Origin of the sequence: Streptomyces corallincola (assembly GCF_019104725.1) — a bacterium.
GTDB lineage: Bacteria > Actinomycetota > Actinomycetes > Streptomycetales > Streptomycetaceae > Streptomyces > Streptomyces corallincola.
Map to the genome: position 1 here is coordinate 140,935 of NZ_JAHRXF010000001.1, position 26,379 is coordinate 167,313.

Annotated in this window: 24 protein-coding genes; 12 read left to right on the forward strand and 12 right to left on the reverse strand. The window is 73.1% G+C overall.

The window, feature by feature from the left end; genetic code table 11:
* Positions 1–117: 117 nt before the first annotated feature.
* Positions 118–1,470: a geranylgeranyl reductase family protein gene (locus KUM39_RS00640; RefSeq protein ID WP_217783307.1), complete on the forward strand. Its 1,353-nt coding sequence runs from the start codon at positions 118–120 to the stop codon at positions 1,468–1,470.
* A gap of 57 nt (positions 1,471–1,527) precedes the next feature.
* Here KUM39_RS00640 and KUM39_RS00645 read toward each other — a convergent pair whose 3' ends face one another.
* Positions 1,528–2,001, reverse strand: coding sequence for a nitroreductase family deazaflavin-dependent oxidoreductase (locus KUM39_RS00645; RefSeq protein ID WP_217783308.1), 474 nt, complete (start codon positions 1,999–2,001; stop codon positions 1,528–1,530).
* Between the two features lie 237 nt (positions 2,002–2,238).
* On the opposite strand from KUM39_RS00645, the gene KUM39_RS00650 reads away from it, so the two are divergent.
* From KUM39_RS00650 to KUM39_RS00660, 3 genes are all read left to right on the forward strand, one after another.
* Positions 2,239–2,970, forward strand: a complete 732-nt coding sequence (locus KUM39_RS00650; RefSeq protein WP_217783309.1) for a TetR/AcrR family transcriptional regulator — start codon at positions 2,239–2,241, stop codon at positions 2,968–2,970.
* Between the two features lie 384 nt (positions 2,971–3,354).
* The gene (locus KUM39_RS00655; RefSeq protein WP_246619394.1) at positions 3,355–4,500 is read left to right on the forward strand and encodes a sensor histidine kinase; all 1,146 of its coding nucleotides are present in this window, start codon (positions 3,355–3,357) and stop codon (positions 4,498–4,500) included.
* Complete coding sequence (locus KUM39_RS00660) at positions 4,497–5,162, forward strand: response regulator transcription factor (RefSeq protein ID WP_217783311.1); 666 nt, start codon at positions 4,497–4,499, stop codon at positions 5,160–5,162. The genes KUM39_RS00655 and KUM39_RS00660 overlap by 4 nt, the downstream gene beginning before the upstream one ends.
* Here KUM39_RS00660 and KUM39_RS00665 read toward each other — a convergent pair.
* Positions 5,123–5,407, reverse strand: a complete 285-nt coding sequence (locus tag KUM39_RS00665) for a DUF6332 family protein (protein ID WP_217783312.1) — start codon at positions 5,405–5,407, stop codon at positions 5,123–5,125. The genes KUM39_RS00660 and KUM39_RS00665 overlap by 40 nt on opposite strands.
* Positions 5,408–5,519: 112 nt before the next feature.
* On the opposite strand from KUM39_RS00665, the gene KUM39_RS00670 reads away from it, so the two are divergent.
* Positions 5,520–5,915 (forward strand): MarR family winged helix-turn-helix transcriptional regulator, encoded by a 396-nt coding sequence (locus tag KUM39_RS00670; RefSeq protein WP_217783313.1) that lies wholly within the window; start codon positions 5,520–5,522, stop codon positions 5,913–5,915.
* Between the two features lie 216 nt (positions 5,916–6,131).
* Here KUM39_RS00670 and KUM39_RS00675 read toward each other — a convergent pair whose 3' ends face one another.
* Entirely contained in the window at positions 6,132–6,953 is an 822-nt protein-coding gene (locus KUM39_RS00675; protein ID WP_217783314.1) for a class I SAM-dependent methyltransferase, read from the reverse strand.
* Between the two features lie 150 nt (positions 6,954–7,103).
* Positions 7,104–8,285, reverse strand: coding sequence for an MFS transporter (locus KUM39_RS00680; RefSeq protein ID WP_217783315.1), 1,182 nt, complete (start codon positions 8,283–8,285; stop codon positions 7,104–7,106).
* A 331-nt stretch (positions 8,286–8,616) separates the two neighbouring features.
* Between KUM39_RS00680 and KUM39_RS00685 the strand changes: the two genes are divergently transcribed.
* Entirely contained in the window at positions 8,617–9,012 is a 396-nt protein-coding gene (locus tag KUM39_RS00685) for a luciferase domain-containing protein (RefSeq protein ID WP_217783316.1), read from the forward strand.
* 98 nt (positions 9,013–9,110) lie between these two features.
* On the opposite strand, the gene KUM39_RS00690 is transcribed toward KUM39_RS00685, so the two are convergent.
* Positions 9,111–10,244 (reverse strand): methyltransferase, encoded by a 1,134-nt coding sequence (locus KUM39_RS00690; protein WP_217783477.1) that lies wholly within the window; start codon positions 10,242–10,244, stop codon positions 9,111–9,113.
* A 353-nt stretch (positions 10,245–10,597) separates the two neighbouring features.
* On the opposite strand from KUM39_RS00690, the gene KUM39_RS00695 reads away from it, so the two are divergent.
* The 3 genes from KUM39_RS00695 (at position 10,598) to KUM39_RS00705 (ending at position 13,294) form a co-directional block, all read left to right on the forward strand.
* On the forward strand, positions 10,598–11,341 hold the full coding sequence (locus KUM39_RS00695) for an alpha-ketoglutarate-dependent dioxygenase AlkB family protein (protein ID WP_217783317.1): 744 nt from the start codon (positions 10,598–10,600) through the stop codon (positions 11,339–11,341).
* A 129-nt stretch (positions 11,342–11,470) separates the two neighbouring features.
* A complete protein-coding gene (locus KUM39_RS00700) occupies positions 11,471–12,718 on the forward strand; it encodes an ROK family protein (protein WP_217783318.1) in 1,248 nt (415 codons plus the stop codon).
* 282 nt (positions 12,719–13,000) lie between these two features.
* Positions 13,001–13,294, forward strand: a complete 294-nt coding sequence (locus KUM39_RS00705) for an SHOCT domain-containing protein (RefSeq protein ID WP_217783319.1) — start codon at positions 13,001–13,003, stop codon at positions 13,292–13,294.
* 117 nt (positions 13,295–13,411) lie between these two features.
* On the opposite strand, the gene KUM39_RS00710 is transcribed toward KUM39_RS00705, so the two are convergent.
* Together KUM39_RS00710 and KUM39_RS00715 are read right to left on the reverse strand one after the other, a co-directional pair.
* Positions 13,412–14,086 (reverse strand): ATP-binding protein, encoded by a 675-nt coding sequence (locus KUM39_RS00710; RefSeq protein ID WP_217783320.1) that lies wholly within the window; start codon positions 14,084–14,086, stop codon positions 13,412–13,414.
* A gap of 402 nt (positions 14,087–14,488) precedes the next feature.
* Positions 14,489–14,812 carry a hypothetical protein gene (locus KUM39_RS00715; RefSeq protein ID WP_217783321.1) on the reverse strand — a complete coding sequence of 108 codons (324 nt, stop codon included), beginning with the start codon at positions 14,810–14,812 and terminating at the stop codon, positions 14,489–14,491.
* Between the two features lie 380 nt (positions 14,813–15,192).
* Here KUM39_RS00715 and KUM39_RS00720 point away from each other — a divergent pair, with 380 nt between their 5' ends.
* Positions 15,193–16,317 (forward strand): PLP-dependent cysteine synthase family protein, encoded by a 1,125-nt coding sequence (locus KUM39_RS00720; protein WP_217783322.1) that lies wholly within the window; start codon positions 15,193–15,195, stop codon positions 16,315–16,317.
* 33 nt (positions 16,318–16,350) lie between these two features.
* On the opposite strand, the gene KUM39_RS00725 is transcribed toward KUM39_RS00720, so the two are convergent.
* Complete coding sequence (locus KUM39_RS00725; RefSeq protein WP_217783323.1) at positions 16,351–17,178, reverse strand: DeoR/GlpR family DNA-binding transcription regulator; 828 nt, start codon at positions 17,176–17,178, stop codon at positions 16,351–16,353.
* A gap of 372 nt (positions 17,179–17,550) precedes the next feature.
* On the opposite strand from KUM39_RS00725, the gene KUM39_RS00730 reads away from it, so the two are divergent.
* Complete coding sequence (locus KUM39_RS00730; protein WP_217783324.1) at positions 17,551–19,938, forward strand: hypothetical protein; 2,388 nt, start codon at positions 17,551–17,553, stop codon at positions 19,936–19,938.
* A 44-nt stretch (positions 19,939–19,982) separates the two neighbouring features.
* Here the strand turns inward: KUM39_RS00730 and KUM39_RS00735 are convergent, their stop codons facing one another.
* From KUM39_RS00735 to KUM39_RS00750, 4 genes are all read right to left on the reverse strand, one after another.
* Positions 19,983–22,418 (reverse strand): right-handed parallel beta-helix repeat-containing protein, encoded by a 2,436-nt coding sequence (locus tag KUM39_RS00735; RefSeq protein WP_217783325.1) that lies wholly within the window; start codon positions 22,416–22,418, stop codon positions 19,983–19,985.
* A gap of 113 nt (positions 22,419–22,531) precedes the next feature.
* The gene (locus KUM39_RS00740; RefSeq protein WP_217783326.1) at positions 22,532–23,137 is read right to left on the reverse strand and encodes an Rv1733c family protein; all 606 of its coding nucleotides are present in this window, start codon (positions 23,135–23,137) and stop codon (positions 22,532–22,534) included.
* A gap of 192 nt (positions 23,138–23,329) precedes the next feature.
* Positions 23,330–24,175 carry an MOSC domain-containing protein gene (locus KUM39_RS00745; protein WP_217783327.1) on the reverse strand — a complete coding sequence of 282 codons (846 nt, stop codon included), beginning with the start codon at positions 24,173–24,175 and terminating at the stop codon, positions 23,330–23,332.
* Between the two features lie 41 nt (positions 24,176–24,216).
* A complete protein-coding gene (locus tag KUM39_RS00750; RefSeq protein ID WP_217783328.1) occupies positions 24,217–24,657 on the reverse strand; it encodes a DUF6643 family protein in 441 nt (146 codons plus the stop codon).
* 352 nt (positions 24,658–25,009) lie between these two features.
* Here KUM39_RS00750 and KUM39_RS00755 point away from each other — a divergent pair, with 352 nt between their 5' ends.
* On the forward strand, positions 25,010–26,338 hold the full coding sequence (locus tag KUM39_RS00755) for a TerD family protein (RefSeq protein WP_217783329.1): 1,329 nt from the start codon (positions 25,010–25,012) through the stop codon (positions 26,336–26,338).
* The last annotated feature ends 41 nt before the right edge of the window (positions 26,339–26,379 follow it).

The window sequence follows — 26,379 nt, forward strand, 5'->3', positions numbered from 1 at the left end:
CCACAGCAAGCTGCGGCGATCGTCGCCGTAGGATGCGGGGGGAATGGGGTTCCCCGGGCCCGGCTGAGCCGACGGCGCGGGGGCGCGGCAGCGGCTTGATCGGAGCAGTAGACCATCGTGAGTGGCGAGAACCCTTCGGCGGACGACGTGCAGTCGGCGGACGACGTGCAGCAGGTGTGGGACGTCGTCGTGGTGGGCGCGGGACCCGCGGGCGCCTCGGCCGCCTACGCGGCGGCGGTCGCGGGACGGCGCGTACTACTGCTGGAGAAGGCCGAACTGCCCCGTTACAAGACGTGCGGCGGCGGCATCATCGGCCCCTCGCGCGACGCGCTTCCGCCCGGCTTCGAACTCCCCTTCAAGGACCGGGTGTTCGCGGTCACCTTCTCCAACAACGGCCGGTTCAGCCGGACCCGCCGCTCGCGGCGAATGATGTTCGGGCTGATCAACCGCCCCGAGTTCGACCAGCAGTTGGTGGAGCACGCCCAGAAGGCGGGCGCCGAACTGCGGACGGGCGTGACGGTGCAGCGGGTCGAGCAGCACGGCTCGGCGGTGCCGGACCGGCGCACGGTCGCCGTGGTCCTGCAGGGCGGTGAGACGGTGCTCGCCCGCGCGGTCGTCGGCGCGGATGGCAGCGCCAGCCGCATAGGAGCGCACGTCGGGGTGAAGCTCGACCAGGTGGACCTCGGTCTGGAGGCGGAGATCCCCGTCCCGGACACGGTCGCGGAGGACTGGAAGGGCCGGGTCCTCATCGACTGGGGCCCGATGCCCGGCAGTTACGGCTGGGTCTTCCCCAAGGGAGATACGCTGACGGTCGGTGTGATCTCGGCGCGCGGTGAGGGTGCCGCCACCAAGCGGTATCTGGAGGACTTCGTCGCCCGCCTGGGGCTGGCCGGTTTCGAGCCGTCCGTCTCCTCCGGGCACCTCACCCGTTGCCGGGCCGACGACTCGCCGCTGTCGCGGGGCCGGGTCATCGTCTGCGGCGACGCGGCGGGCCTGCTGGAGCCGTGGACCCGTGAGGGCATCTCGTTCGCGCTGCGTTCCGGGCGGCTGGCGGGGGAGTGGGCGGTCCGGATCGCCGAGGCGCACGACGCGGTGGACGCCCGCCGCCAGGCCCTCAACTACGCCTTCGCCATCAAGGCGGGCCTGGGCGTCGAGATGAGCATCGGCAAGCGGATGCTGGCCGCGTTCGAGCGCCGTCCGGGACTGTTCCACGCGGTGCTGACCGGTTTCCGCCCGGCGTGGAACGCGTTCCGCGACATCACCCGCGGGTCCACGTCGCTGGGCGAACTGGTCCGTACGCACCCGTTCGCGCAGCGCGCGCTGACCCTGCTGGACCGGGGACAGGCGACTCCGGTCACGTCCGACGCGCCGGGTGCCGTGGACGACTCCGAGGAGACGGAGGGCGCGGAGGCGTCGGCGGCTCCGGGCGCCTCGGGGGCGCAGGGCGCTCCGGGCGCGCCGAAGGACTGACCCGCGGGTTTCTGACGGGGTCCGGGCCGGTGCCGGCCCGGTTGCGCGCCCGGCAGCTCAGCCCGTGATCGTGACCCGGAAGACCGGGTGGTCGGGCGCGATGCGGCGCAGCTCCGCGTCCGGGGAGTCGGGCCCGACCCCGTCGAAGAAGATCCCGACCTCCGCCTTCCAGCGCTTGAGGTAGGCCCGCAGCAGCGGCACCTTCTCGTCGTCGGGCACCTCGGCGGCGGTGAACACCTCGGCCTTCCCGCCGAGACGCAGTTCACCGCCGCCCGCCGCCCGCATGTTGTGCGTCCACTGGACGTGCCCGCGCGGGGCGAGGAGGTACTGCCGCCCGTCCACCGTCATCAGATTCACCGGTGTGGTGCGCCACTCGCCGCTCTTGCGACCGCGCACCGCGAGGACGCGCGAGCCCCAGACGCTGAGGCCCCGCCGGGTGAGCCACGCGACGGCCCGGTTCATGACGTGCACGGTGAACCAGCCGGGCTTCCTGACATGGATGTGCGGGGACGGGACGGCGGGCGTGGACATGGCGACCTCCGGGCGGATGGGAAAGCACTCGCCGCGAGAGCGGTGCTCTCACTTGCTCCCAGTGTGGAGTGACTGCCGCTCCATCGCAAGAGCGGTGCTCTCAAATTTGCCCGCCGCTCTCTTTCGTGTGCGCTGCTCCGTACGGTAGGCGCTGTTCCCGTTGAGGTGCACCGCTCCGCATGGTGTGCACCGCTCTGAATGGTGTGCACCGCTCCGCCCCCGTGGCACACTGCCCGGATGACCACCCACCAGGGCGCCCGCGCGCGGGCCCGGGCCGAGATCACCGCCGCCATCAAGGACACCGCCCGCAGGCAGCTCGCGGACGAGGGCGCCGCCAAGCTCTCGCTGCGTGCCGTCGCCCGCGAGCTGGGTATGGTCTCCTCCGCCCTGTACCGCTACTTCCCCAGCCGCGACGACCTGCTGACCGACCTGATCATCGACGCCTACGACGCGGTGGGCGAGGTGGCGGAACGGGCCTGGGCGGAAGCACGGGCCACCGCCACCGGGCCGGATGGCGCGGACCCCCTCGCCTGCTGGACGGCGGTCTGCTCGGCGGCACGCGCCTGGGGGCTCGCCCACCCGCACGAGTACGCGCTCATCTACGGCTCCCCGGTGCCGGGTTACTCCGCCCCCCAGAGCACCGTCCGTGCGGCGGCCCGCGTCAGCATGTCCCTCCTCGGCATCGTCCGGGACGCCCGCAGGAGCGGGGAGCTCACCGACGTGCCCCTGCCCGCCGCCCTGCACACCGAGGCCCAGCGCATGGTGGCCGACTTCGCCCCCGACCTGCCCGTCGGCACCGCCGCCGCCCTCGTCGCCGCCTGGGCCCAGCTCTTCGGCCTGATCGGCTTCGAGGTCTTCGGCCAGTTCCACCGTGTGGTGGAGGAGCGCGAGGCGTTCTTCGTCCACGCGGTGGAACGACTGGGGCGCGGCGTCGGCCTGGTCGGACGCGGACCGGCTGCCGACTCGTAGCACCGGAGGCGGCCGGCCTCCCCGTGCGTGGCTCCGGTCGCGTAGGGCGACGTACTCGCGTGACGCGTCGAGCATCACAGCGGTCACAGCGGTCACAGCGGTCACAGCGGTCACAGCGGCCACGGTGGTCCCGGGCCGGATCACCGGACCGTCCGGGCGCGTACTCCCCGGGGAGTACGCCTGGTCACCCCACCCGGGCGACGCCTGCGCGCCCCGCCTGCGTCTAGCGTGGCGGACATGGAACAGCGGTGTGACGGCGAGGGGCGCTCGCGCTCGCGGGACGGACGCGCGGGGATGCGGGCACGGCGCCGGAACCCTCAGCGGGACCGGGACACAGGGGCGGACCCGCACCCGCACCCGGACTCGGAGGCTTTCGGCGAGCGCATGCCCTGGCGGTCCACCGCGCTGCTCACCGTGTTCGTCCTGGCCGGTTCCACCTTCGCGGCGCACGCCCAGCCCGGCCGCGTACCCCTGGACCTCGCCGCGCGCCTCCTGCTGGTGGCCGCCTCCGTCGCGCTGCTCTGGCGCCGGAGGCATCCGGTCCCGGTCGTCTTCGGCACGGCTCTGGCCACCCTCGGATATCTCGCCGCCGGGTATCCGTACGGGCCGGTGTTCGTGACGGTCGCCGTGGCCTGCTTCGCCGCTGTCGTCACCGGGCACCGGCGGGCCGCCTGGTCGGCGCTCGCGCTGCTGTGGGCGGGGCATGTGCTGATCTCGCTGTGGCTCTACCGGTACCTTCCGCCGCGCGGCGACCGGGCGGCCACGCCGGCCCAGGAGATCGTGGTCGCCACCTGGGTGATCGCCGTCGCCGCGCTGTGCGAACTGGTCCGGCTGCGCCGTGAGCAGTGGGCGCGCGACCGGGCCGACCGGGCCCGGGCCGCGCGACGGCGGGCGGACGAGGAACGGCTGCGTATCGCCCAGGAGTTGCACGACGTGCTCGCGCACAGCATCTCCGTGATCAACGTCCAGGCCGGAATGGGCCTCGCGCTACTCGACCAGAACCCTGACCAGGCCCGCGCCGCCCTCACCACCATCAAGGCCGCCAGCAAGGAGGCGCTCGGCGAGGTCCGCCAGGTCCTCGACACCCTCCGCGCGCCGGGGGCCGCACCCCGCGCGCCCGCTCCCGGCCTCGACCGGCTCCCCGAACTGGCCGAACAGGCGGCCACGGCCGGACTCACCGTGGAGATCACGGGCGACCCGCCGCCCCTCCCGCCCGGCACCGACCTCGCGGCCTTCCGCATCGTCCAGGAGGCGCTGACCAACGTGGTGCGGCACTCGCGGTCGCGGCGGGCCCGGGTCGCGCTGCGCGCCGGGCCCGGGGAGCTGCGGCTCACCATCGACGACGACGGTCCCGCGAGCGGCGCCGACGCGGGCGGCAGCGGGAACGGGCTGGCCGGGATGCGGGAGAGGGCCGCGGCCCTCGGCGGCACCATCGAGGCGGGCCCGCGCGAGGACGGCGGCTTCCGGGTGCGCGCCGTCCTGCCCGCCCGCACCTCCGTACCGCCCGCACACACCGAGGAGGCCCCGTGATCCGCGTACTGCTCGCCGACGACCAGTCGCTCGTACGGGCGGGATTCCGGGCCCTGCTCGACGCCCAGCCCGGCATCGAGGTGGCCGGTGAGGCGGCGGACGGCGAGGCGGCGCTACGCGGGGTGCGCGAACTCCGGCCGGACGTCGTCCTGATGGACATCCGGATGCCCGTACTCGACGGCCTCGCCGCCACGCGGCGCCTCACCGAGGACTCGGACTCGGCCGACGTGAAGGTGGTCATGCTGACCACGTTCGAACTCGACGAGTACGTCTTCGAGGCGATCCGCTCCGGCGCCTCCGGGTTCCTGGTCAAGGACACCGAACCCGACGAACTGGTGCGCGCCGTAAGGGCGGTGGTCGAGGGCGACGCGCTGCTGTCGCCCGGCGTCACCCGCAGGCTCATCGCGGAGTTCGCGGCCCGCTCGAAGGAACCGGCCGCCGCCGACGCGCTCTCCCGGCTCACCGAACGGGAGCGCGAGGTCATGGCGTTGGTCGGCATCGGCCTGTCCAACGAGGAGATCGCCCGGCGCCTGGTCGTCAGCCCGCTCACCGCCAAGACCCATGTGAGTCGCACGATGGTCAAACTGGGCGCCCGCGACCGTGCCCAACTCGTCGTCCTCGCCTATGAGTCCGGGTTGGTACGCCCTGGCTGGCTCGGCTGACCGGCAGCGCTGAAACGCAGCAGAACACTCGCCACACGCACCGCGAACACCACTAGGGCGAGTGCGACTCCCGTATATATCAGCACAGTTGAGATCGGCCGCGACAGACCGAAGACAAGCACCGGACCGGTCACCGCCCCGAACACCACGGCTGCCGCGAAGGCCGCGCTGAACAGCGCGTATCCGATCTCCACCGTCATGGCGTCGCGTTGTGCCTGGCTGCGCCGTCCCGCGTCACCGTTCACACCCGCCAGTCTGGCAGCCGGGCGACATCCCGGCAATCACGTTCGCACGCAAGGGAGATGGGGGGCGAACGGTTGTGTGAGACCGAATTCACGCCTCTGCTACGGTGCGTTCATGGCGGCGAACCGCGGTGAACAGACGCTGGTCGATCAGTGGCGGGGCATCCTCGCCCTGCATGCCCGCACCCAGTGCGAACTCGACCGGACCCTGCACGGCCACGGGCTGTGCGCCAGCGACTTCGAGGTGCTGGACCTGCTCGCGACGGGCACCACACGCGCCCACCCCTCCTACCGCGTCCAGGAGATCTCCGAACGCGTCCACCTCAGTCAGAGTGCCCTCTCCCGCCTCATCGGCCGTCTGGAACGCGACGGCCTCGTCGCCCGGGGTATGTGCCAGGAGGATCGCCGCGGCGTCCGCGTAGCCCTCACCGAAAAGGGCCGCACCCTGCACGGCGAGGTGCTCCCGGCCCAGCGGGCGGTACTGGCGAAGATGCTGGCGGACGCGGTCTGAGCAGTCTTCGCGGAGGCGCGGGCGCGAGCGGTACCGGTGATCCCCGCCGACGCGTCGGCAGCCCGTCGATGCCGTCCCGGAGGGCGAGCAGGACGCCTGCGGACGTCGCCCGGTCGCTGTGTCCGATTCTGCGGGACGCGGGCAGGGCGGTCACGGGTACGGGCGGAGGACCCTCGTCCCGGTGCTGGGAGCCGTGGACGACACGCCCGCGACCTCTCATCCCCTATGTGCTGTCACCACATGGATGTTGAACCCACACGGCACGTGGCCGTCCGGTCGCGCCAGCTTCGCGGCCTCCCCGCGGAAGGCGTCGGCCAGGCGGTCCACGGTGGGTGGGTCGAGTGGGCCCAGGTCGTAGACGCCCGAGACGGTTGACCAGAGGTTCTCCAGGGGACCGCCGATGTCCACGGGCACCGTCTCCCAGCGGACGTTCACGAAACCGGCGCCGCTGAGGATCGCGCCCAGCCCCTCTCGGGTGCGGGACCTGCGGTCGCCCAGGGAGGGGATGCGCTGCGCGGCGGGCGCCCGGTCGATCGCGGTGCGCAGGAGCCGTAGGAACGCGTCGTAACCCTCACCGGCGACGGCACCTCCGCCCACGACGCACGCCAGGGCCCCGCCGGGACTCAGGACGCGGGCCAGTTCGCCCGCGACCTGCTCGATCTCGCTCATCAGCATCAGAGCCATGTGGCTGACACACGCGTCGAACTCGCCCTCCCCGAACGGCAGACGCTGTGCCCGGGCCGCCTCCAGCCGCGCCCCGGCCAGGGCAGGTCGCCGCCGGGCAACGGCCAGGGAGTGCGGCGAGAGGTCCACCCCGGCGAGCCGCCGACCCTCCTCGCGGGCCAACAGCTCCAGCAGCAGCTCGTCCCCGCACCCGAGATCGAGCACCCGCGCGCTGCCCCGTACCGCGTCGCGCAGCATCTCATAGCTGGAGCGGCCGTCCGGGGTACGCCCGTGGGCGAACACATCGGACGTCACGGTCGGATGCTCGGCGTGATATGCCAGCAGGAACGCTTCCTGGGATGCGGTCGTCGTCACCGGCCCAGCCTAGGAGGCACGCTCATCCTGCCCTGCCCTGCCCTGCCCTGCCCTGCCCTGCCCTGCCCTGCCCTGCCCTGCCCTGCTCCGTCGAGGGCGTAGTCCGGCCGACGGGACCAAGTCCCCCTTCGCATAACGCCGTTGCCTTGCCTACGCCGCGCTCATCACCCGCCGCGTTGTCACCCCGATCATCGCCGCCACCCCCGCCAGCATCGCGACGCTGGTCAGCGCGGCGGGCAGGGACAGCCAGTCCGCCATGAAGCCGATTGCCGGGGGACCGAGGAGCATCCCGCCGTAGCCCAGCGTGGAGGCGACGGCGACGCCGGAGGGTCCGGCCAGGGCGCCCGCTCGCTCGATGGCGACCGGGAAGAGGTTGGCGAGCCCCAGTCCGGTCACCGCGAAGCCGAGCAGTGCCGCCCACACCGAAGGGGCGAGCGCGCCGACCAGCATGCCGAGCGCGGCGACGGCCCCGCCGGTCACCACGGTCCGGGTCCGGCCGAGGCGCTCCAGCAGGGTCGTGCCGGTGAGGCGTCCCACGGTCATGGCGAGCGCGAAGCAGGAGTACCCGACCGCCGCCGTCCCCGCCGAGGCGGCCAGATCCTGCTGGAGATGCAGGGCGCCCCAGTCCGCCATCGCGCCCTCCCCGTACGCCGTGCAGAGCGCGACCAGACCGAACACCACCACCAGCCCGCGCCTACGACCCGAAGCGCCCCGTTCCGCCGGGTCCGCCGAGGCCCCCTGCTCCGCTCTCGGAGGGGCGGACGGCTCCGGAGACGCGTGGCGCAGCAGGGCGCGCCCGGCGACGGCGGTGACCAGGAGGCCGATCACGGTGAGGGCGAACAGGTGCCGGGTCGGTGTCAGCGCCCCGGCGACCAGCCCGCCGAGCCCCGCTCCGACCATCCCGCCCATGCTGAACGCGGCATGGAAACTCGGCATGATCGGGCGGCCCAGCACGGCCACCAGACGGACGGCGGCACTGTTGAAGGCGACGTTCACCGATCCGTACGCGGCGCCGAACAGCAGCAGCACCAGGCCCAACGCCGTCACGGAGTGGGTCAGTGGAGGCAGGGCCACGCTGAGTGCGAGGACCGTCATGCACACAATGGTCACCCGGTGACTGCCGTACCGGCGGCACAGGCTCCCGGTCAGCGTCATGGTCAGCACGGCGCCCGCCGAGACACCCAGCAGCGCGAGACCCAGCGTGCTCGCGGAGGCGTGCGTCTGTTCCTTGATGTCGGGGATGCGCACCACCCACCCCGCGAAGATGAAACCGTCCAGGGCGAAGAAGGCGGTGATGGCGACGCGCAGACGGAGCAGGCCGTTGCCCGGCACGACACTGTGCGTTCGGGTTTTGTTTATTTGCGGCACAAAATCAGGCTAGGTGGGAGGAGGAGGGAGCGCAAGGAGGTCCGTGCGGAGGGGCGGGAGTTCCGCTCTGGTCCGACTGTCAAGGCGACCCGCTGCCGGTGAGTCGCTGCTTCGAAATCCTCACCATCGAGGCCGACTTCGCTCGCCGTACGTGCCGGGACGGCTCAACGTGACGCCTCGTGGGGGCTGTTCGTCCGCTCTGTGGCGAATTGCGGCCAAGGTGCCGGTGGATACAGCTTGGTGAATGCTCCCGCACACGCTGGTTGCCGGGGGATGAGCAAGCCATGATGGCCCTATGACGTTAGCTTCGCGCGCGTTCGCGCAACTGGCGAGCTGGCCGGACCTCAGACCGGCCACCCCGAGCTGCGGCACCGGCCAGGCCGTGTCCTGCGCCCACGGTGAGATCGCCCACTTCCACTCGGAGCGGGACGTCGATCTGCGCCTCACCAACCGCGCGATCCGGCACTTCGCCAAGAACCTCAAGAGCTCCGGCGTCGTCCGTATCGTCCCGGGCTCGCAGTGGGTCACCCTCCGCCTCGACGCCGCCAGCGACGTGGACCTCCTGCTGACCTTGGTCAGCGTCGCGCTCCAGGCCCAGCAGAACTGGCCCGACCCCGTGGGCCGCACCCTCTACGGCTGCAATGACCAGCGCGGGGCGGGTTTTGTGAGTGCTGATCTGAGTGGTTACTGATTCGGGGCTCTGTATCTGTCGCACCGGCCCCGGTTGGTGGGATGGGTGCCGTACGCGGCGACCCCGGTTGGGGGGCCGGTGCGGGACGCGGCCACTGTCTAGGCCTGCTTCCTCGCCTTCAGCACCACGAACTTCGGGTCGCTGGCCACCAGTTCGCAGGACCCGAACAGCCGCTTCAGTTGCGTGTGATATCCGAGGTGCCGGTTGCCGATGACCCACAACTCACCGCCGGGGCGCAGGGCGCGCCGGGCGCCGGTGAACATGCGGCGAGCCGTCGCGTCGGTCGTGGCCTGGTGGGAGTGGAAGGGCGGGTTGTTCAGCACGAGGTCCGCGCTGCCCGCCGCGACGCCGGTCAGCGCGTCCCCGACGCGGAACTCGGCATGGCCCGGTACCCCGTTGGCCCGGTAGGTCGCCTCCGCCGAGGCCACCGCCTGGTACGACTCGTCCACGAACAGGACTTCGGCGGCGGGGTCGGCCAGCGCCACCGCCGTACCGACCACCCCGTTGCCGCAGCCGAGGTCCACCACGCGCCCCGCGCCCGGTGCGGGCAGATGCCGGAGGAAGAAGCGGGTGCCGATGTCCAGGCGGTCCGCGCAGAACACCCCCGCGTGGTTCACGACCGTCCGGCCGGAGACCGCGCCGATCCCGTCCGGGAGGGAGTAGCGGTACGGCCACGGGTTCGCCGGCCGCCGCAGTGCCGGGTCCGGCGTGCAGAAGATCAGCCGCGCCTTCTGCTCGGCCAGCGATGTCCTGGTCGGCCCCAGAATCCGCTCGAACAGCCGCAGCGTGGAGGTGTGGATCTCCTTCACCATGCCGGTGCCGACGACAACGGTGCCCGCGTGGACGGCCGGTGCCAGCCGCAGCAACTGGTCCTCCAGCAGCGCCAGACTCTTGGGCACCCGCACCAGCAGTACGTCCACCCGCTCGGGCGGCTCGTCCTGTGTGGTCAGCAGCCGTACGACACCGGGGGCCACCCCGGCGCGCTCCAGGTTGGCACGCGTCGCCTCCTGGCTGAGGAAGGAATCGGTGATCTGCGTCGGCCCGAACTGCTCCAGCGCCGTCGCCAACGCGCCCCAGCGGTCGCCCAGCACGACGACCTCGCCGGTCAGCGGGATCTCCTGCCCGGCCAGATACCGCAGCAGATAGACGTCCGAAGCGTCCCATGCGCGCAACTGGTCGCGCGGGTCCTCGGGGAAACGGGACAGCTCGCGCTCGCCCCACGGAGTCGTCATACGGTCGTTCATCGCGCCCCAGGCTAGCGGAGCCCCAGCTCAGACCCGGTCCATCGTTCGGGCGAACCCGGTGGCCGAGCGGTCGGCGGGAATGCGATCCCGCCGGGGCGATCCCGAGCAGGCCCAGGTTGTCTCTTTCGGATCATCTGATCGTTGGGTGATGCGTCTGGCCGGGGAGCGGACGTGGCCCGGTCATTTGCTACGACACGACCGCTACCGCTGCCCTACCGACCGGTGAGGGGCCGGGAGAGTGTGGTGGCGCCACATGTGTGCTCGCACCACAAACCTCCCTCGCATCCAGTGGTCCGGAATCCGTCCGACACCCACCGGCCGACCGGGGCACTATGGACGACATGGACGGGGAACTCTTCGAACGGCAACCGGCCGAGATCGCGCCGGGTGCCGTACACGTCCCGTACTGGCTCGGCCCCGAGCGGCAGCGTGCCCTGCTCGACGCGTGCCGTGACTGGGCGCGGCCCCCGGCCGGGCTGCGTACCGTGCGCACACCGAGCGGGGGCACCATGAGCGCCCGCCAGGTCTGTCTCGGCCTGCACTGGGGAGTCGTACCGAGGTGCCCGACCTGCGGGCGGGGTGTCCGGCACAACCCCGACTGCCCCGGCCCGCACCACTACCCGTACGCCTACACGCCCACCGCCGTGGACGGCGACGGCAGCCCGGTGAAGCCCTTCCCCGCGTGGCTGGAGCGGCTCGCCCGGGACGCGGTGGCCGACGCGCTCGGAAGGGACGCCGTCCCCGTGGAGCCGTACGACATAGCACTGGTCAACTTCTATGGTGCCGACGCACATATGGGCATGCACCGTGACGCCGATGAGCGGTCGGATGCCCCCGTGGTGTCGCTGAGCCTCGGTGACACCTGTGTCTTCCGCTTCGGCAACACCGAGACCCGTACCAAGCCGTACACCGACGTGGAACTGCGCAGCGGCGACCTGTTCGTCTTCGGCGGCCCCGCGCGGCTCGCCCACCACGGCGTCCCCCGTGTCCGCCCCGGCACGGCACCACCCCAACTGGGCCTGACCGGGCGGCTGAACATCACCCTGCGGGTGAGCGGCCTCCCCGCGATCCGCACCGGGACCTGAGCGGGCAGCGCATCGCGCGGCCGCTGCGGGCCCCGGCGCACCGCCGGTGACGCGGTCCCTCGGGCGGTCCGCGCGGCCTCCGCCGCCGTACGACTCACCTCTCAACCGGATCATGGGAGACTCGCCGTCATGAGCGGCATGGCTGACCCCCGGAAGGCGGGGGAAGGGAGCAACGCGAGGGCGCGGCTCGACCGGGGGCGCGGAGCCCTGGGACCCGCCCTGGAACTGGTGCACACCGGACGGGCGCCCACTCGGGCCGTGCTCACCGCGGAACTCGGGGTCACCCGCGCGACGGCCGGAGCGGTCGCCGCCGAACTGGAGGCGCTCGGCCTCATCAGGGTGGATGCCAGCCCCGGTGCGGGAGCCGGTTCGCAGGGGCGTCCCTCGCACCGTCTCGAAGTGGCCGAGGACGGCCCCGTGGCGCTCGCCGCTCAGGTGCACGCCGACGGTTTCCGGGCCGCGCTGGTCGGTCTCGGCGGCCGGATCGTGGCCACCGCGCCCGGCTGCGAGACCGTGGACGCCGACCCGGCGAAGGTGCTCGGCTCCGTGGTGGAGGCCGGTGCCGAACTGCTGCGGACCACCGGCCGCCGCTGTGTCGGGGCAGGGCTCGCCGTACCGTCCGCCGTGGCCGAGCCCGAAGGACTCGCCCTCAACCCTCTCCACCTCGCCTGGCCCATCGGCGCGCCCGTCCGCCGCATCTTCGCGGAGTGTGTGCGGGCCGCCGGTATCTCCGGGCCGGCCCTCGCCGCGAACGACGTCAACCTGGCGGCGCTCGCCGAGCACCGGCACGGCGCCGGGCGCGGCGCGCGTGACCTGCTGTGCGTGGCCACCGGGCACCGGGGTGTGGGCGGTGCCCTCGTCCTCGACGGCCGCCTGCACACGGGGAGTTCGGGACTCGCCCTGGAGGTCGGCCACCTCACCGTCAACCCGGAGGGTCGCCCCTGCCACTGCGGCAGCCGGGGCTGTCTGGACGTCGAGGCCGATCCGCTCGCGCTGCTCATCGAGGCCGGGCGCGACCCCGGCCCCGAGGTGTCCCTGCTCCAGCAGGCGGACGACCTCCTGCGCACCCAGTACACCGATCCGGCCGTCCGCCGTGCCGCCGAGACCCTGATCGACCGCCTGGGCCTGGGCCTGGCCGGACTGGTCAACATCCTCAACCCGGACCGCATCATCCTCGGCGGCCTCCACCGCACCCTCCTGGCCACCGACCCCGAGCGCCTGCACGCGGTCGTCGCGGACCGCAGCCTCTGGGGCCAGAGCGGCGGCGTCCCCGTGCTCCCCTGCGGCCTCGACCACAACAGCCTCGTCGGCGCGGCCGAGTTGGCCTGGCAGCCCGTACTGGACGACCCGCTGAGCACCCTGACCACCGACACCTGAGCCCGCCGACACCGGGGGCTCTCTTCCGGATCTTGACGGGGACAGCGGGGCCCCGACACGCGCACCCCAGAGGGGGCACCTCGGCCGCGTTGCCATCGGTTGTCGCATCCCCGACTCGGCTGCGTTCGCGCGGGGCCCTCAGCGCGTGGGCGCCCCCTCCCGCGTACTCCCCACGACGTACCCGCACAGCAGCCACCGGCACGACGACCCGGCCCCCTCCGGCGGAGCACTCTCGACGCAGACACCGAGATGTCGCCGACAGGGCAAGGGAGAGGAGCCGGGATGGGGACGTTGGCCGAATGGCATGGGGGACCGGGGCCGTGGGTGATGGTCGTTCCCATCATCTGGGCGGTCGTGGTGATCGGGGTGGTCACGTTTCTGCGGCGTACGGCGCCGTGGCGGGGGCGGGGAGGGCGGTGGCGGGGAATGACCGGCGGGCGTCCGGCGGGGGACTCGCCGCTCTCCGTCCTCGGGCGGCGGTTCGCCTCCGGGGAGATCGACGAGGAGGAGTACTGGCGCCGCCTGTCCGTACTGGAGGAGCACTTCGGGGCCGTCCGTAAGGCAGGGTCCGCCTGAATCCGCACCCGCCTCGGCCCCCGGCCACCCCTCTTGGCGCCTTCTTCACCAGAGTGCCCGGTGCCGCCTCGCCCGGAAACTGGAAAGCGGTGCGGCACCGGGCACTGGCTCTCCGGGTCAGCCGGAGGCCGCCGAGACGCCGGCCGAGACCGGGGTGTGCGACACCACGGCCGCCGGAGCCACACCGCCGGGCGTCGGGCCGACCGTGACGGCCGCCGGTGCGACGGTGACCGGGGTCGGCTTCGGCGGGACGGTCGTGACCACGGGCTGCACTTCGGTGCGCCGGGGCGTCACGGACCGCTCCGTCGCCCGCCGCGAGGTACGGGAGGCGGGCTGCCGGTTCGTCACCGGCGTCGCGGGCAGCGTGAACCAGACGATCTTGCCGTCGTCGCCGTCCGGCCTGGCGCCCCAGCTCTCGCTGACGGCGGCGACCATCGCCAGGCCCCGTCCGCAGGTGGACAGCGGGGCCGCGTCGTCGTCCGCCGCCGCGTGCGGCTCGGGGACGGCGTCGGCCGCACCCTCGACCAGCACGGGAAGGCGCGGGTCGTGGTCGCGGACCGACACCGTGAGCCGGTCGGCCAGCAGCCTGAGTTCGACCGTGCACGACTTGTCGGGCCGGGCGTGCCGGTGGACGTTGCTGAGCAGCTCGGTCACGCCGAGTACCGCGTGGTCCGTCAAGGCGTCCAAGTGCCAGTAGCGCAACTGCGCAGATACGATTCTGCGGACCTGGCCGATCCGCGACGGCAGGGCCTGGAGCTCCACCGTGCAGTGCCTGCTCGGGTGACTGATCACGGCTGCGACTCCCAGGTGTGAGGTCCGGAGGACCGGAGGAACACGGAGTACAACGGCATCAGCAGGGTGCGTGCGTCCGAACGTCCGCCTGCTGTTGTGTCCGGCGGGCTGGTTCGCAGCGTTATCGCCGGTAAACCCAGAGTGACGTGAGACCAGAGTGACGTAGGACACGTGCCGACGCAACTCGCCCGGACGCGGAGTGACCGAAACCGGTAGCCCCGGCCGGAGTCTCGTGGGCCGGGGGAGACCTCCGAGGGGTCCGTGTCGCGCGCGGGCCGGACGGCGGCGGCAGCCGGGACGACCTGCGTGGAAGGGAAGTTGGCCCGTCTCGCGGAGGAAGCGGCTCGGTCGCCCCGTGCTCGTACGCCCGGAAATCGACGGGTGCGCGTTCCCGCGCGCCCCTCACGCACCGCGTCCGGCCGCCCGCCGTACCGCCTCGATGAAGCGCCGCGCCGACGGCGGGCCGGGCTTGCCGGGAGGCGGGTCCTGGTCACCGAGCGTGAGGGAGTAGCGGCGGCCGTTGAGGTCGGCCAGGGCCTTGCCGTCCGCCGCGAACCACGGCTTCCCCGTGCGCACCGCCTGCACCGGCGCGCTGTCGATCTCGCTGCCGAGGCTGTTCAGCAGTTCCAGCCGCCCGCCCCTGATCCGGACCTGTCCGGCGCGGGTCAGCGACCGCAGCCGCTTGCCGATCCGCACGCCCCTGGCCGTGAACTCGGGCTCCGCCATCCTCCGCCGCCCCCTTGCCTGTCGCTCACCGGCACCGGCCCGACGGGCTCCGATGCGGGCCCCGGACGGCCGTGCCGACCGGGACACGCCGGACCCCCGGTGCTTTCCGGTGTCCTTTCCCGGAACGGGACGTTCGTCCCGCCGGGTGGCAGTCTGCCCGCGTGCCGCGCGGAACACCAGTGCACCCGGGGCCCGTGGCACGGCCTCCCGGAGCACTTGCGCCAATGCGCCCCCCGAATGCCTCGCACAGCCGTGCCCCAGGACGGCTTGGGGGCGCCCAAAGATGCGTTTATGCAGGTGAGGAGCAGTGTGAGCGGTGCCTATGATCGGGGTGCCGACCGCGTGAGACGTCATCGGCGCCCAGCGTAAGGAGCCCCGCCGTGAGCACCACCCCACAGATCCGCACCGGCGCCACCCTCGACGTGGACCGCAGCGACCCGGAGTACCGCGCCTGGCTGAAGGAAGCGGTCCGCAAGGTCCAGGCCGACGCCAACCGCTCCGCCGACACCCACCTGCTGCGTTTCCCGCTCCCCGAGCGGTGGGGCATCGACCTGTACCTCAAGGACGAGTCCACCCACCCCACCGGGAGCCTCAAGCACCGCCTCGCCCGCTCGCTGTTCCTGTACGGCCTGTGCAATGGCTGGATCAGGCCCGGCCGCCCGGTGATCGAGGCGTCCAGCGGATCGACGGCCGTCTCCGAGGCCTACTTCGCCGCGCTCGTCGGTGTCCCGTTCATCGCGGTCATGCCCCGCACGACGAGCGCCGAGAAGTGCCGCCTCATCGAGTTCCACGGCGGCCGGTGCCACTTCGTGGACGACTCCCGCACGATGTACGAGGAGTCGGCCCGTCTCGCGCTGGAGACCGGCGGGCACTACATGGACCAGTTCACCTACGCCGAGCGCGCCACCGACTGGCGGGGCAACAACAACATCGCGGAGTCCATCTTCCGCCAGCTCGAACGGGAGCGGTTCCCCGAGCCCGCCTGGATCGTCGCCACGGCCGGAACCGGCGGCACCTCCGCGACCCTCGCGCGGTACGTCCACTACATGCAGTACGACACCCGCGTCTGCGTCGCGGACCCCGAGAACTCCTGTTTCTTCGAGGGCTGGACGACCGGTGACCCGGACCTCACCTGCGACTGCGGCTCACGCATCGAGGGCATCGGACGGCCCCGGATGGAACCGAGCTTCGTACCGGGCGCCATCGACCGCATGATGAAGGTCCCGGACGCGGCCACCGTGGCCGCCGTACGCGCCCTGGAGCGGGCCATCGGCCGCAAGGCGGGCGGCTCCACGGGGACCGGGCTGTGGAGCGCGCTGAAGATCGTCTCCGAGATGGTGGCCGAGGGCCGCACCGGCAGCGTGGTCACACTGATCTGCGACCCCGGCGACCGCTACCTCGACAAGTACTACTCCGACAGCTGGCTGGAGGAACAGGGCCTCGACATCGCCCCGTACACAGCGGCCATCGACACCCTGCTGGCCACGGGCGTCTGGCCGGACTGACGCGTCGTCGGGCCGCTGTGCCGAGCGGCCCGGTCAGACCGCCTCGTCGTCCTCGTCCTCGCCCGCCACCGTCAGCCGCAGCCGGTCGCGCACCTCCTCGCGCGCGTCGGCGGGCAGACCCGCGTCCGTGACCAGGGTGTCCACCTGATCCAGTGAGGCGAACGAACTGAGGCCCACCGTGCCCCACTTGGTGTGGTCGGCCACCACCACGACCCGCCGCGCCGACTGCACCAGCCACCGGTTGGTCTCCGCCTCCGCCAGGTTCGGCGTGGACAGACCGGCCTCCAGCGATATGCCGTGCACCCCGAGGAACAGCAGGTCGAAGTGGAGCGCGGCGATCGCCCGGTCCGCGACCGGGCCCACCAGCGAGTCGGACGGCGTCCGCACCCCGCCGGTCAGCACCACCGTGGCCGCGCCCGGCCGCTGACCGGAGATCCGCTGAGCCGCGTGGAAGACGTCGGCCACCCGCACCGAGTTCGTCACCACCGTCAGATCCGGCACCTCCAGCAGATGCTGGGCCAGCGCGTACGTCGTCGTACCGCCCGACAGCGCTATCGCCGTACCCGGCGCGACCAGCCGGGCGGCGGCCCGCGCGATGTCCTCCTTGGCGGTCGGCTCCAGACCCGACTTGGCCTCGAAACCCGGCTCGTGCGTGCTCGCCTCGACCACTGGTACCGCGCCGCCGTGCACCTTCTCCAGCATGCCCTGGCGGGAGAGGGCGTCGAGATCGCGGCGCACGGTCATGTCCGACACGCCGAGCCTGCGGGTCAGTTCGTTGACACGGACCCCGCCCCGGCGCCGTACCTCGTCCAGGATCAGGGCGCGGCGCTGCTCCGCGAGGAGGTTCTGATTCTCGCTCACGTACGCTCCGGTCCTCTCGCCGCGTTCCGCCGACCGCCCGCCGTGGCCGCCCCGGGCCCGGACGACCCGGCCGCCCCGGCGCACGGCGCCCCCATCCTTTCACGGGCGCACGCCCACCGCGCCACCGCCGTGCACGTCAGCGGGGGTCCCGCACACCGGCCGTCCCCGCCGGTCGGCTCCCGGACGCGGGTGAACCGTACGCCGGTTCGCGCTGGGGCACGCCGGTGCGTACCCGGCGCGCTTCCGCGCCGCCGCGCCTCCGTGTCAGCCGGAACGGCACGATTCCGTTCCGTGATGTGTAGAGCGCGCCGGAAACGGCGATCCTGCGCGCACGGACACCTGACCTGCGGCGCGGAACGGGGGTGCGACGCGATGGAGCGAGCACCGGAGAGAGCCATCGGCCACGAGCCCGGACGGCCCGCCGACGGACCCCAACTGGAGCTGCTGGTCCACGGAGTCGGCGGCGCCACCCCCGAGGGGATGCTCGGCGACCTGCGGACCGTCCGGGTCACCGGCGACGACACCGCCGCCGTGTTCCGCCGCGCCGACGAGATGCCCGGAACCGGCACCGGCACCGGCAGCGGCAGCGGCAGCGGCAGCGGCAGCGGTCGCGGTCGCGGGCGGGCCGGGGACGGCCAGGCCGACCGCGACCGCTCCGGCGAGCCGGTCCGCGAGGCGTACGTCTGGTGCAACCTCACCTCCGGTGACGGCAGCCGCGCCCTGTGGCTGCTCCTGCTGCCGTTCATGGTGGTCAACCTGGCGCACTGGATGCGCCCCGCGGGCCACGACCGCGGCCGCGCCGTCCGGCTGTACGGACTGCTGGTGCGGCTGGCCGCCCTCGCACTGACCGTGCTGCTGGTCGCCGCCGCCTGCGAGGTCGCGCTCGACCTCGTCGCCTGGCAGTGCGCGGGCACCGCCGCGTGTGCCCGGCGCCACTCCTGGCTGGGCGTTCTCTCGCCCGCCGTGTCCGGCGGCTGGTGGAGCGAGCCCGGCCGCAGACTCGCCGTCGCCGCGACCGCCCCCGCCGCCCTCACCGCACTCCTGTGGTACCTCTCGCACCGCACCTGGACCGCCTACGAGTCCCACCTGCCGCTCGCCGCCGCCCCGGCGCCCCGAACCGGGGCGAGCGCGCTGGCCGGACCCGGATTCTGGTACGGCCGCCGCCTGGTCGCCCGGCTGCGCGCCGCCCACACCGCCGCCGGACTGCTCACCGTCGCCGCCGCCGTCACCGTCCCGGCCCTCCGCTTCGACCGGCGCGCCGACGAGACCACGGCACTCGCCGTGCTCGGCACCCTCCTCGCCGCCGCGCTGCTCGGCTGCGCCGTCGCCGTGGTGGCCGTCGTCTGCCGCCGGGGGCGCAGCGAGAACCGTCTCGACCAGCGCCTCGACCGCCACCTCGTACGCCGACTCCCGCTCGCCGCACTCGCCCTGCTGCTGCTCGCCGTGGTCCACGCCGGATGGGCACGCCCCGGCTGGCGGTCGTCCGGACGGCTGCCGGGCGACCCCGCCTTCGGCGCCCTCATGCTGGTGCAGGGCCTCCTCGTACTCGCCCTGGCCGTCGTCGCCCACGTGCTGCACCGGCGGGCGCCCCAGCCGCGCGCCGCGATGCGCGGCCTCGGCGGACCCGCGGTCGCGCTGCTCGCCTGCGCCCTCGGCGGGGCCATGTCCGGCGGGCTCGCCCAGCGGGTCGCGGACTGGCTGGACGGCACGCGCGCCCTGCTCCCCGGCCCGCCGGTGCTGCTGACCTGGCAGGCGTCCACGATCCCGCCCCTGCTGGTCGTGCTGCTGGCCGCCGTCGCCCACCTGGCCCGGCGCACCGCGCTGCGCGCCCGCGCCGAACGCGGGCGCGTCCGCGACGAGCACCCCGGCGAACCCGAGGACCCCACCCGCACCCGGCAGATCGCCCGCGCCCGCGCGCTGGCCGCGCTCACCGACCGGGCCCCGCTGCTCATCGCCGTACTGTCCGCCGCCACCCTGGTGCTCGGCGCCGCCGCGCTCCTCGGTGCCCTGGCCTCCGGACTGCCCCCCGAGGGCGCCGCCCGGTCCACTCCGGCCGCCGTGCACGCCCTAGCCAAGACCGCGCAGGTGCTCGGCTCCTGGCTGGTCGGCGTCGGCTTCCTGCTGTTCGTCACCTGGGGTCGGCGCGCCTACAAGGACGCCTCCGCGCGGCGCACCGTCGGCATCCTGTGGGACGTCGGCACCTTCTGGCCGCGCGCCGCCCACCCGTTCGCCCCGCCCTGCTACGCCGAGCGCGCCGTACCGGACCTGACCTGGCGGATGGCCACTTGGACCCGGAGCACCGGCGGCCGACTCGTGCTCTCCGGCCACTCCCAGGGCAGCGTGCTGGCCGCCGCCGCGGCCTGGCAGCTCCCCGCGCCGGTCCGCGCGCGCATCGCCCTGCTCACCTACGGCTCCCCGCTGGAACGCCTCTACGGCCGCTGGTTCCCCGCCCACTTCGGGCCGGACGCGCTCGCCGGGCTGCACCGGGACGTGGCCTGCTGGCGCAACCTCCACCGCCGCACCGACCCCATCGGCGGACCCGCCGGACTGCCCGACACCATCGGCCCGGAGGTGGACCGCCCACCCCTGCGCGACCCGCTCGCCTACGGCCGCACCGCCCGCCACCCGCTCCCGGCGCCCGTCCTCGGCCACTCCGACTACCAGGCCGACCCCGCCTTCGCCCGTGAACGCGCCCACCTGCTGGCCCGCCTGAACCCCGGACTGCCGGGCCAGCGGCCGGAACCGGAAGCACCCGTATGACGGTGTCGCCGGGCAGACGGGACTTTCGAAGCACGCCCTGAGCGCTAAGGCAGTTCGGGGAGATCCTCCGCGTACAGCAGCGTCAGCTCGTCCGTGCTGGGGTCCGCGACCTGGGCGACCCGGCTCGCGTGCCGTTCCACCATCGCCTCGAACGTCTGGCGCGCGGTACGGCCGTTGCCGAACGCGGGCCCCTTCGGCAGCACCGTGAAGTGCTTCAGCAGGGCCTCGGTCGCACCCGGCGCCAGCCGGTACTCGTGCTCGTCGGCCTGCTGCTCCACGATCCGCAGCAGCTCACCGGGGCCGTAGTCGCCGAAGGTGATGGTCCGTGAGAAACGGGACGCCACACCGGGGTTGACGGACAGGAACCGCTCCATCTCCGCCGTGTACCCGGCGACGATCACCACGACCGCGTCCCGGTGGTCCTCCATCAGCTTCACCAGCGTGTCGATGGCCTCCTTGCCGAAGTCGCGCCCGGCGTCCTCCGGGGACAGCGCGTACGCCTCGTCGATGAACAGCACGCCGCCGCGCGCCCGTTCGAAGGACTCCTGGGTACGGATCGCGGTCGAGCCGATGTGCTCACCGACCAGGTCCACGCGGGAGACCTCGACCAGATGGCCCTTCTCCAGCACCCCGAGGGCGGCGAGGATCTCGCCGTACAGCCGGGCGACCGTCGTCTTGCCGGTGCCGGGGGAGCCGGTGAAGACCAGATGCCGTTTCACCGAGGCGGCCTTGAGCCCGGCGCGCTGCCGTCGGCGGCCCACCTCGATCATGTCCGTCAGTGCCCTGACCTCGCGTTTGACGCTGTCCAGGCCGACCAGGGCGTCGAGTGCGCCGAGCACGTCCTCCGAGGAGCGGGCCGGTTGGCCGGGTTCGGGTGCGGCGGCCGGTTCCGGGACGACCGGGCGCGGTGCGGGGATCGGGGCCAGCAGTCCGGCCGAGACCGGGGCGGTGAGCACGGCCGTCTCCCGCGCGGCGGACGCGCGTACGCCGCCGCTCTGGTCGCTCGTGCAGTCCTCCACCACCGGACCGGCGGCGCCGCCATTGTCCGGACCGGCGTCCGCGAACTCGTAACCCCCGCGCGCGCACCGCTCCGTACGGCATTTGCGCAGGGTGGTGCGGCAGCCGTCTATGACGTGGAAGCCGTAGCCGCCGCTGTTGCTGACCCGGCAGTCGAGGAAGCTGCCCCGGCCGCCCGCCGACACGTAGAAACCGGCCTCGGAGGGGGAGTCCACCGTGCACCGCTCGATAGTCGGGTCGGCGCCCTTGGTGACGATCACGCCGGTCTGGGTGCCGTCCACCGTGCAGTTGCTGAGCGTGCCGCCGCTGCCGTGGTCGCGGAACCAGGCACCGGTCGCCGCGTCCCGGATGCGGCAGTCGTCGAGCTGGGCGGTCGCACCGTCGCTCACCGACACCGCTGTGTTGCGCACCTGGGACAGGTCGCTGTCCACGACGTCGGCGCGGGAGCCCCGGTCCAGCACGAACAGCGCGTCGGGCACGTCGTGCACCCGGCAGGAGTCCAGGACGGCGGTCGCGCCGTCGCTCACCCACACCGCCGGATAGTCACCGGTGCTGTCGAAGATCTCGCACTGGTGCGCGTCCACCCGGGTGCCGGGGTCCCACACCGACAGGCCGTTGCGCCCGAACGTGCGGACACTGGTCCGGGTCAGCGTGAGCACCGAGCGGGAGCGCAGGTCCACCGCGTTCTCCGGGATCTCGTGGATCCGGCAGTCCGCGAGGGTGAGCACCGCGTCCGTGTCGAGCGTGACCCCGTCCGCGGTCGTCCGGTGCACATCGCAGTCCGTGAGGTGCGCGGTGGCCCGGCCGGTGACCTGCACGCCCGAGCCGCGCACCTCGTACACCTCGCAACCGACCGCTTCCAGCGCCGAGTTCTCACCCGTGACGGTCACTCCGGTGCCCGAGGCGTGGTGCACCCGGCAGCGGGTGAGACGCGGGTGACCGCCGTCGCGGACCGCGACCCCGGCCTGCCCGGCGGCGACGACCTCGCACTCCTCGAACACCCCGCCGCCCCCGTCGAGGACCGCGATGCCGATACCGGCCGGGTTGTCCACCGTGCAGCGGCGCACGGTCGGCCGGGCACCGCCGCGCACCTCGACTCCCGCCGAGGAGCGCGTGACGATCCGCAGGTCGGACAGTTCCGGGGTGCCCTCCTCGATCAACAGGGCGGGCGCCGCCGCGTCCTGGCCCTCCACATGCAGGTCCTGCACGACCGCGGAGGCCCGCACCGTCAGCGGCACTCCGTCCACCGGCGCGATCCGCACCGAACCGGAGGAGCCCTCGGGACCGCGCAGCGTCACCGGCCGGTTCACCACCAGGTTCTCCCGGTAGGTGCCCGGCGCGATGGTGAGGACGTCACCGTCGGCGGCGGCCTCCAGGGCCGCGGCGAGCGAAGCGTACTCACCCGTGCGGCGCCGCCACCGCGAGGTGCCGGTGTGCGTCACCTGGACCGTGCCCTGTGTCATGGCGTTGCCGTGCCCCCACCTCGTGGTACGCGGGTGTCGATGCCGAAACCGAGTCGGCCGGACCACCGTAGCGTGCGCGCGGACGGTGGGTTGACCAGAGCCGTAAAGGCCCGTCAGGAGCCCGTGCCCGCCTTGCCCCAGTCCGGGCCCGCGCGGTCCCAGGCCCGCTCCCACAAGGTGTAGCGGTGGCGCACCATGTGCCAGACGACCAGTCGCCGGGCGCTCTCGACCACCCCGGCGGCCAGCAGGGCGGCCCCGAGCCCGGCGAGCACCGCGTGCGTCGTCGCCGTGGGCGCGTCCAGCGGACGGTTGGTTATTCGCCCGTGCGGGTCGGTCCAGAGGGCGAAACGGTCGCCGTGCCGGGGCGACCTCAGGCCGACGTGGGCCGCGCCCCGGTGGTGGCTGCCGTCCGGTGCCGTCCAGGCGGCCAGGACCCGGCTGCGGCTGTCGCGGGCGGTGATGGTGTCGGAGTCGGTGTCCACCGGGCCGCCGCCGAGCCGCCGTACCACCGTGGCGACGACGAGATGGCGGGCGTGCCGCTGCTCGCGGACGGTGCGCTGCAACGCCTGGTGGGTACTGGTGCCGACCGCGAAGCCGACCAGGGGCGAGGCGACGGCGAGCAGCACCACCGCCACCAGCGTCACCCACGCCTCGGCGAGATCGGTCGCACGGCGCAGCGGATTGCTCCGCCACCGCCACAGCCCGCTGACCGCCCGCATGCCTCCACCCCCTCTCCGCTCGGGTCCGCCCCGCGCGGCACGCCGCCCCGGCGCGGCCGGTGCGTGTCCGTCAGGAGCGGTTCCAGGTCTCTCACGCAATTCTCATGTCGTCTCAACGACCGGAGCCCGCCCGACGGTTCCCCGCACACGGACCCGAATACGTAGATGACCTTTCACCCGGAGAGGTTCGTTCTACGGCGCGTTTTCCTGCCGCCGTTCCAGCACGCGGACCGGGTCGCCGGTCCGTACGGTGCCGGGTGCCAGGGGCACCAGGTTCTGGCCGAAGACCAGGCGCCCGTTCCGCCTGCGGTGCCGGGCCAGGGTGTGCAGCGGTTCCCGGCCGCGCGCGGCGGTGTCCTGGTCGGTGGTGGTGACGACGCACCGGCCGCACGGTTTGGCGACCCGGAAGGCGACCTCGCCCACCGCGATCCGCGACCAGCCGTCCTCCTCCCACGGCGCGGTGCCCGCGACGACCAGACTGGGCCGGAAACGGTCCATCGTCAGCGGTCCGTCTTCCGCGTGATCCCCTTGCGCGATCAGGGAGTTGAGGGCGTCGAGGGAAGCGCTCGTGGTGACGAGCAGCGGATAGCCGTCCGCGAAGCTCACCGTCTCGCCCGGCCGCGCGTAGGCCGGATCGACGGGCCTGCGCGTCGCCGGATCGTCCATGTGGACCAGGCGCACGGCGCGGCCCAGATACTCCGCACACCATGCGTGCGCCGCGTCGGAGGCGGGCACCGCGTCCACCTTGGTGCCGAACACGTCCGCCGTGACCGTCGCGGGCGGCAGTGGGACCGGCACCGTCAGCGGTCGCTGTCCGGGCCCCGACAACACGATGCCGCCGCCGGGCAGGAGCCCGGCGGCGGCCAGTGCGAGACGCGGATACTCGCGTTGCGTGACGACCTTTCCCCCGTCGTCGATCAGTGCCCAGCGCCGGTCACCGGCCAGCCCCCAGGGCTCCACGGATGCCGTGCGGAGCGCGACGGCCCGGAACGCCTTGACCGGATGGACGTGGATCGACTGCAGGTGCGCGTGTCCCATGCCGCCATCGTGCCAGCCGACACCGGCGGCGGGGCCGCGGGTCAGTAACCGCCGCGGTACTGCTGCTGGTTGTTGTACGGGTCCTGGTACTGCTGCTGCGGCCGGGGCGCGGCCGGACGCATCGCCTCGTAGCCGTTGCCGCCCATCATCGGGCGCTGCTGCTGCGGAGCCTGCGGGCCGGGGTAGCCGCGCGGGGCGCTCGCCTGCTGGGGGATGTAGGCCGCGGGCGCCTGCTGGAGCGGGGCGGGCTGCTGGGCCTGGGGGTAGCCGTAGGACGGGGCCTGCGGCGAGGGGCCCGCGGGGAGAGCGGGCAGAGCCGACGGGAGGGCGGGGAGGTTGCTGCCCGTGTCGTAGGCGGCGGGAACCCGGATCGGGGCGATCTGCGGCGTACCGCGCTCGGCGACGAGCGAGTCGTAGATCGGGGTGTCCGGGAAGGAGGCGGAGTAGTAGCCGCCACCATACGTGGAGCGGGGGGAGGTCATGGCACATAAGTTAAGCCCACGATGTGCTGGTTGGGGAGACCGATAAGAGGGTTGTTTTCCGTGTCGGCGGTGCCTCGGTATCCCCAATCCGAGCGAACTCGGCAAAAATGGACGCCGATCGGCATTTGAATCGTGTAAAGGCTGAGTTCCCCACCGGTAACGGGCCGTTGACCGGCGATCTTCGCCGTGCCGGTCGGATTGCCCTCCTGCGCGCCGGGTGGATCTTTCCGGTCGAGCGGGCGCGGTTAACGGCCACCGGGAAAACGGGTACGACGGTGAAGCCGGAGAAGGAAGATCGAGTACCGCCCGGACCGGGTCCGGGGCGAGCGGATGCGATGCGATGGGGGCGGACATGACCATGTCGAAGGGTTCCAACACTCCGGTGCCGACCACGGCCCTGCGGGTCCAACTGGGGTGGCGCGGCGGACCCGGTGTACCCGACGCCGACGCGTCGGCCCTGCTGCTCGCGGCCGGAAAGGTCCGCTCCGACGCGGACTTCGTCTTCTACAACCAGCCCGCGCACACCTCGGGCGCCGTACGCCACGAGGGCAAACAGCGCACGGCGGACGGCATCACGGACACGCTCTCGGTCGATCTCGCGCGCGTCGAGAGCGGCATCGACCGGATCGTCCTGGCCGCCTCCGCCGACGGCGGTCCGTTCGGCCGGGTCCCCGGCCTGTACATCCAGGTGACCGACGGCTCCGGCACGGTCGTCGCCCGCTTCGACAGCACCGGCGCGACCGTGGAGACGGCGTTCGTGCTCGGCGAGTTCTACCGCCGCCAGGGTGCCTGGAAGTTCCGCGCCGTCGGCCAGGGCTACGACAGCGGACTCGAAGGTCTTGCGACGGACTTCGGCATCACCGTGGACGAACCCCGGCACGGCGCGGTCCCGCGCCCGCCCCAGACACCCCCGGCCGCGCCCCCCACCACCCCGCCCCCGGCACCGCTGTGGCCCCAGCCCGCCCCCGACGTGCCGACGCCGCCCGCGACACTCCCCGCCTTCCCCGCCGCACCGTCCTCCCCGCCGCCCCCGGCCGCGCCGCCCGTCCCGGTCCGCCTCTCCAAGGTCACGCTCACCAAGGCAGCTCCCGCCGTCTCCCTCGCCAAACAGGGCGGCACCTCCGGCGCCCTCCGCGTCAACCTCAACTGGGAGGTGCGCAAACAGCTCCAGGGCTGGGGCGGCCGATGGGGCGGCGGCCAGGGCGACGTGGACCTCGACCTGTGCGCCCTCTACGAACTCACCGACGGCCGCAAGGGCGTCGTCCAGGCACTCGGCAACGCCTTCGGCTCCGTGGACCGGGCCCCGTACATCCACCTCGACGGCGACGACCGCACCGGCGCCGTGTCGAACGGCGAGAACCTCACCGTCAACCTCGACCGCACACACGAGTTCCGGCGCATCCTCGTCTTCGTCACCGTCTACGCGGGCGCCACGTCCTTCGCCGACCTGCACGCCACCGTCACCCTGCGCCCGGAGCACGGCGCGCCCATCGAGTTCTCCCTCGACGAATGCACGGTGCCCTCCACCGTGTGCGCCCTCGCCCTCATCACCAACACCGGCGGCGACCTCCTCGTCCAGCGCGAGGCGCGGTATCTGGTGCCCGAGCGCGGTGTCAGCCCGCAGCGCACCGTGGACCGCGCCTACGGCTGGGGCATGAACTGGACACCGGGGCGCAAATGACCGCAGTGGAGCGGTGGACGACCGCAGGGGGCGCGGACGGG

Coding starts and splice junctions, on each gene's coding strand:
- KUM39_RS00735 (WP_217783325.1), bottom strand. CDS start 22,418: ATGACACAGGGCACGGTCCAGGTGACGCACACCGGCACCTCGCGGTGG.
- KUM39_RS00690 (WP_217783477.1), bottom strand. CDS start 10,244: ATGACGACTCCGTGGGGCGAGCGCGAGCTGTCCCGTTTCCCCGAGGAC.
- KUM39_RS00755 (WP_217783329.1), top strand. CDS start 25,010: ATGACCATGTCGAAGGGTTCCAACACTCCGGTGCCGACCACGGCCCTG.
- KUM39_RS00730 (WP_217783324.1), top strand. CDS start 17,551: ATGGAGCGAGCACCGGAGAGAGCCATCGGCCACGAGCCCGGACGGCCC.
- KUM39_RS00740 (WP_217783326.1), bottom strand. CDS start 23,137: ATGCGGGCGGTCAGCGGGCTGTGGCGGTGGCGGAGCAATCCGCTGCGC.
- KUM39_RS00695 (WP_217783317.1), top strand. CDS start 10,598: ATGGACGGGGAACTCTTCGAACGGCAACCGGCCGAGATCGCGCCGGGT.
- KUM39_RS00685 (WP_217783316.1), top strand. CDS start 8,617: ATGACGTTAGCTTCGCGCGCGTTCGCGCAACTGGCGAGCTGGCCGGAC.
- KUM39_RS00750 (WP_217783328.1), bottom strand. CDS start 24,657: ATGACCTCCCCCCGCTCCACGTATGGTGGCGGCTACTACTCCGCCTCC.
- KUM39_RS00670 (WP_217783313.1), top strand. CDS start 5,520: ATGGCGGCGAACCGCGGTGAACAGACGCTGGTCGATCAGTGGCGGGGC.
- KUM39_RS00645 (WP_217783308.1), bottom strand. CDS start 2,001: ATGTCCACGCCCGCCGTCCCGTCCCCGCACATCCATGTCAGGAAGCCC.
- KUM39_RS00700 (WP_217783318.1), top strand. CDS start 11,471: ATGAGCGGCATGGCTGACCCCCGGAAGGCGGGGGAAGGGAGCAACGCG.
- KUM39_RS00655 (WP_246619394.1), top strand. CDS start 3,355: ATGCCCTGGCGGTCCACCGCGCTGCTCACCGTGTTCGTCCTGGCCGGT.
- KUM39_RS00705 (WP_217783319.1), top strand. CDS start 13,001: ATGGGGACGTTGGCCGAATGGCATGGGGGACCGGGGCCGTGGGTGATG.
- KUM39_RS00715 (WP_217783321.1), bottom strand. CDS start 14,812: ATGGCGGAGCCCGAGTTCACGGCCAGGGGCGTGCGGATCGGCAAGCGG.
- KUM39_RS00650 (WP_217783309.1), top strand. CDS start 2,239: ATGACCACCCACCAGGGCGCCCGCGCGCGGGCCCGGGCCGAGATCACC.
- KUM39_RS00745 (WP_217783327.1), bottom strand. CDS start 24,175: ATGGGACACGCGCACCTGCAGTCGATCCACGTCCATCCGGTCAAGGCG.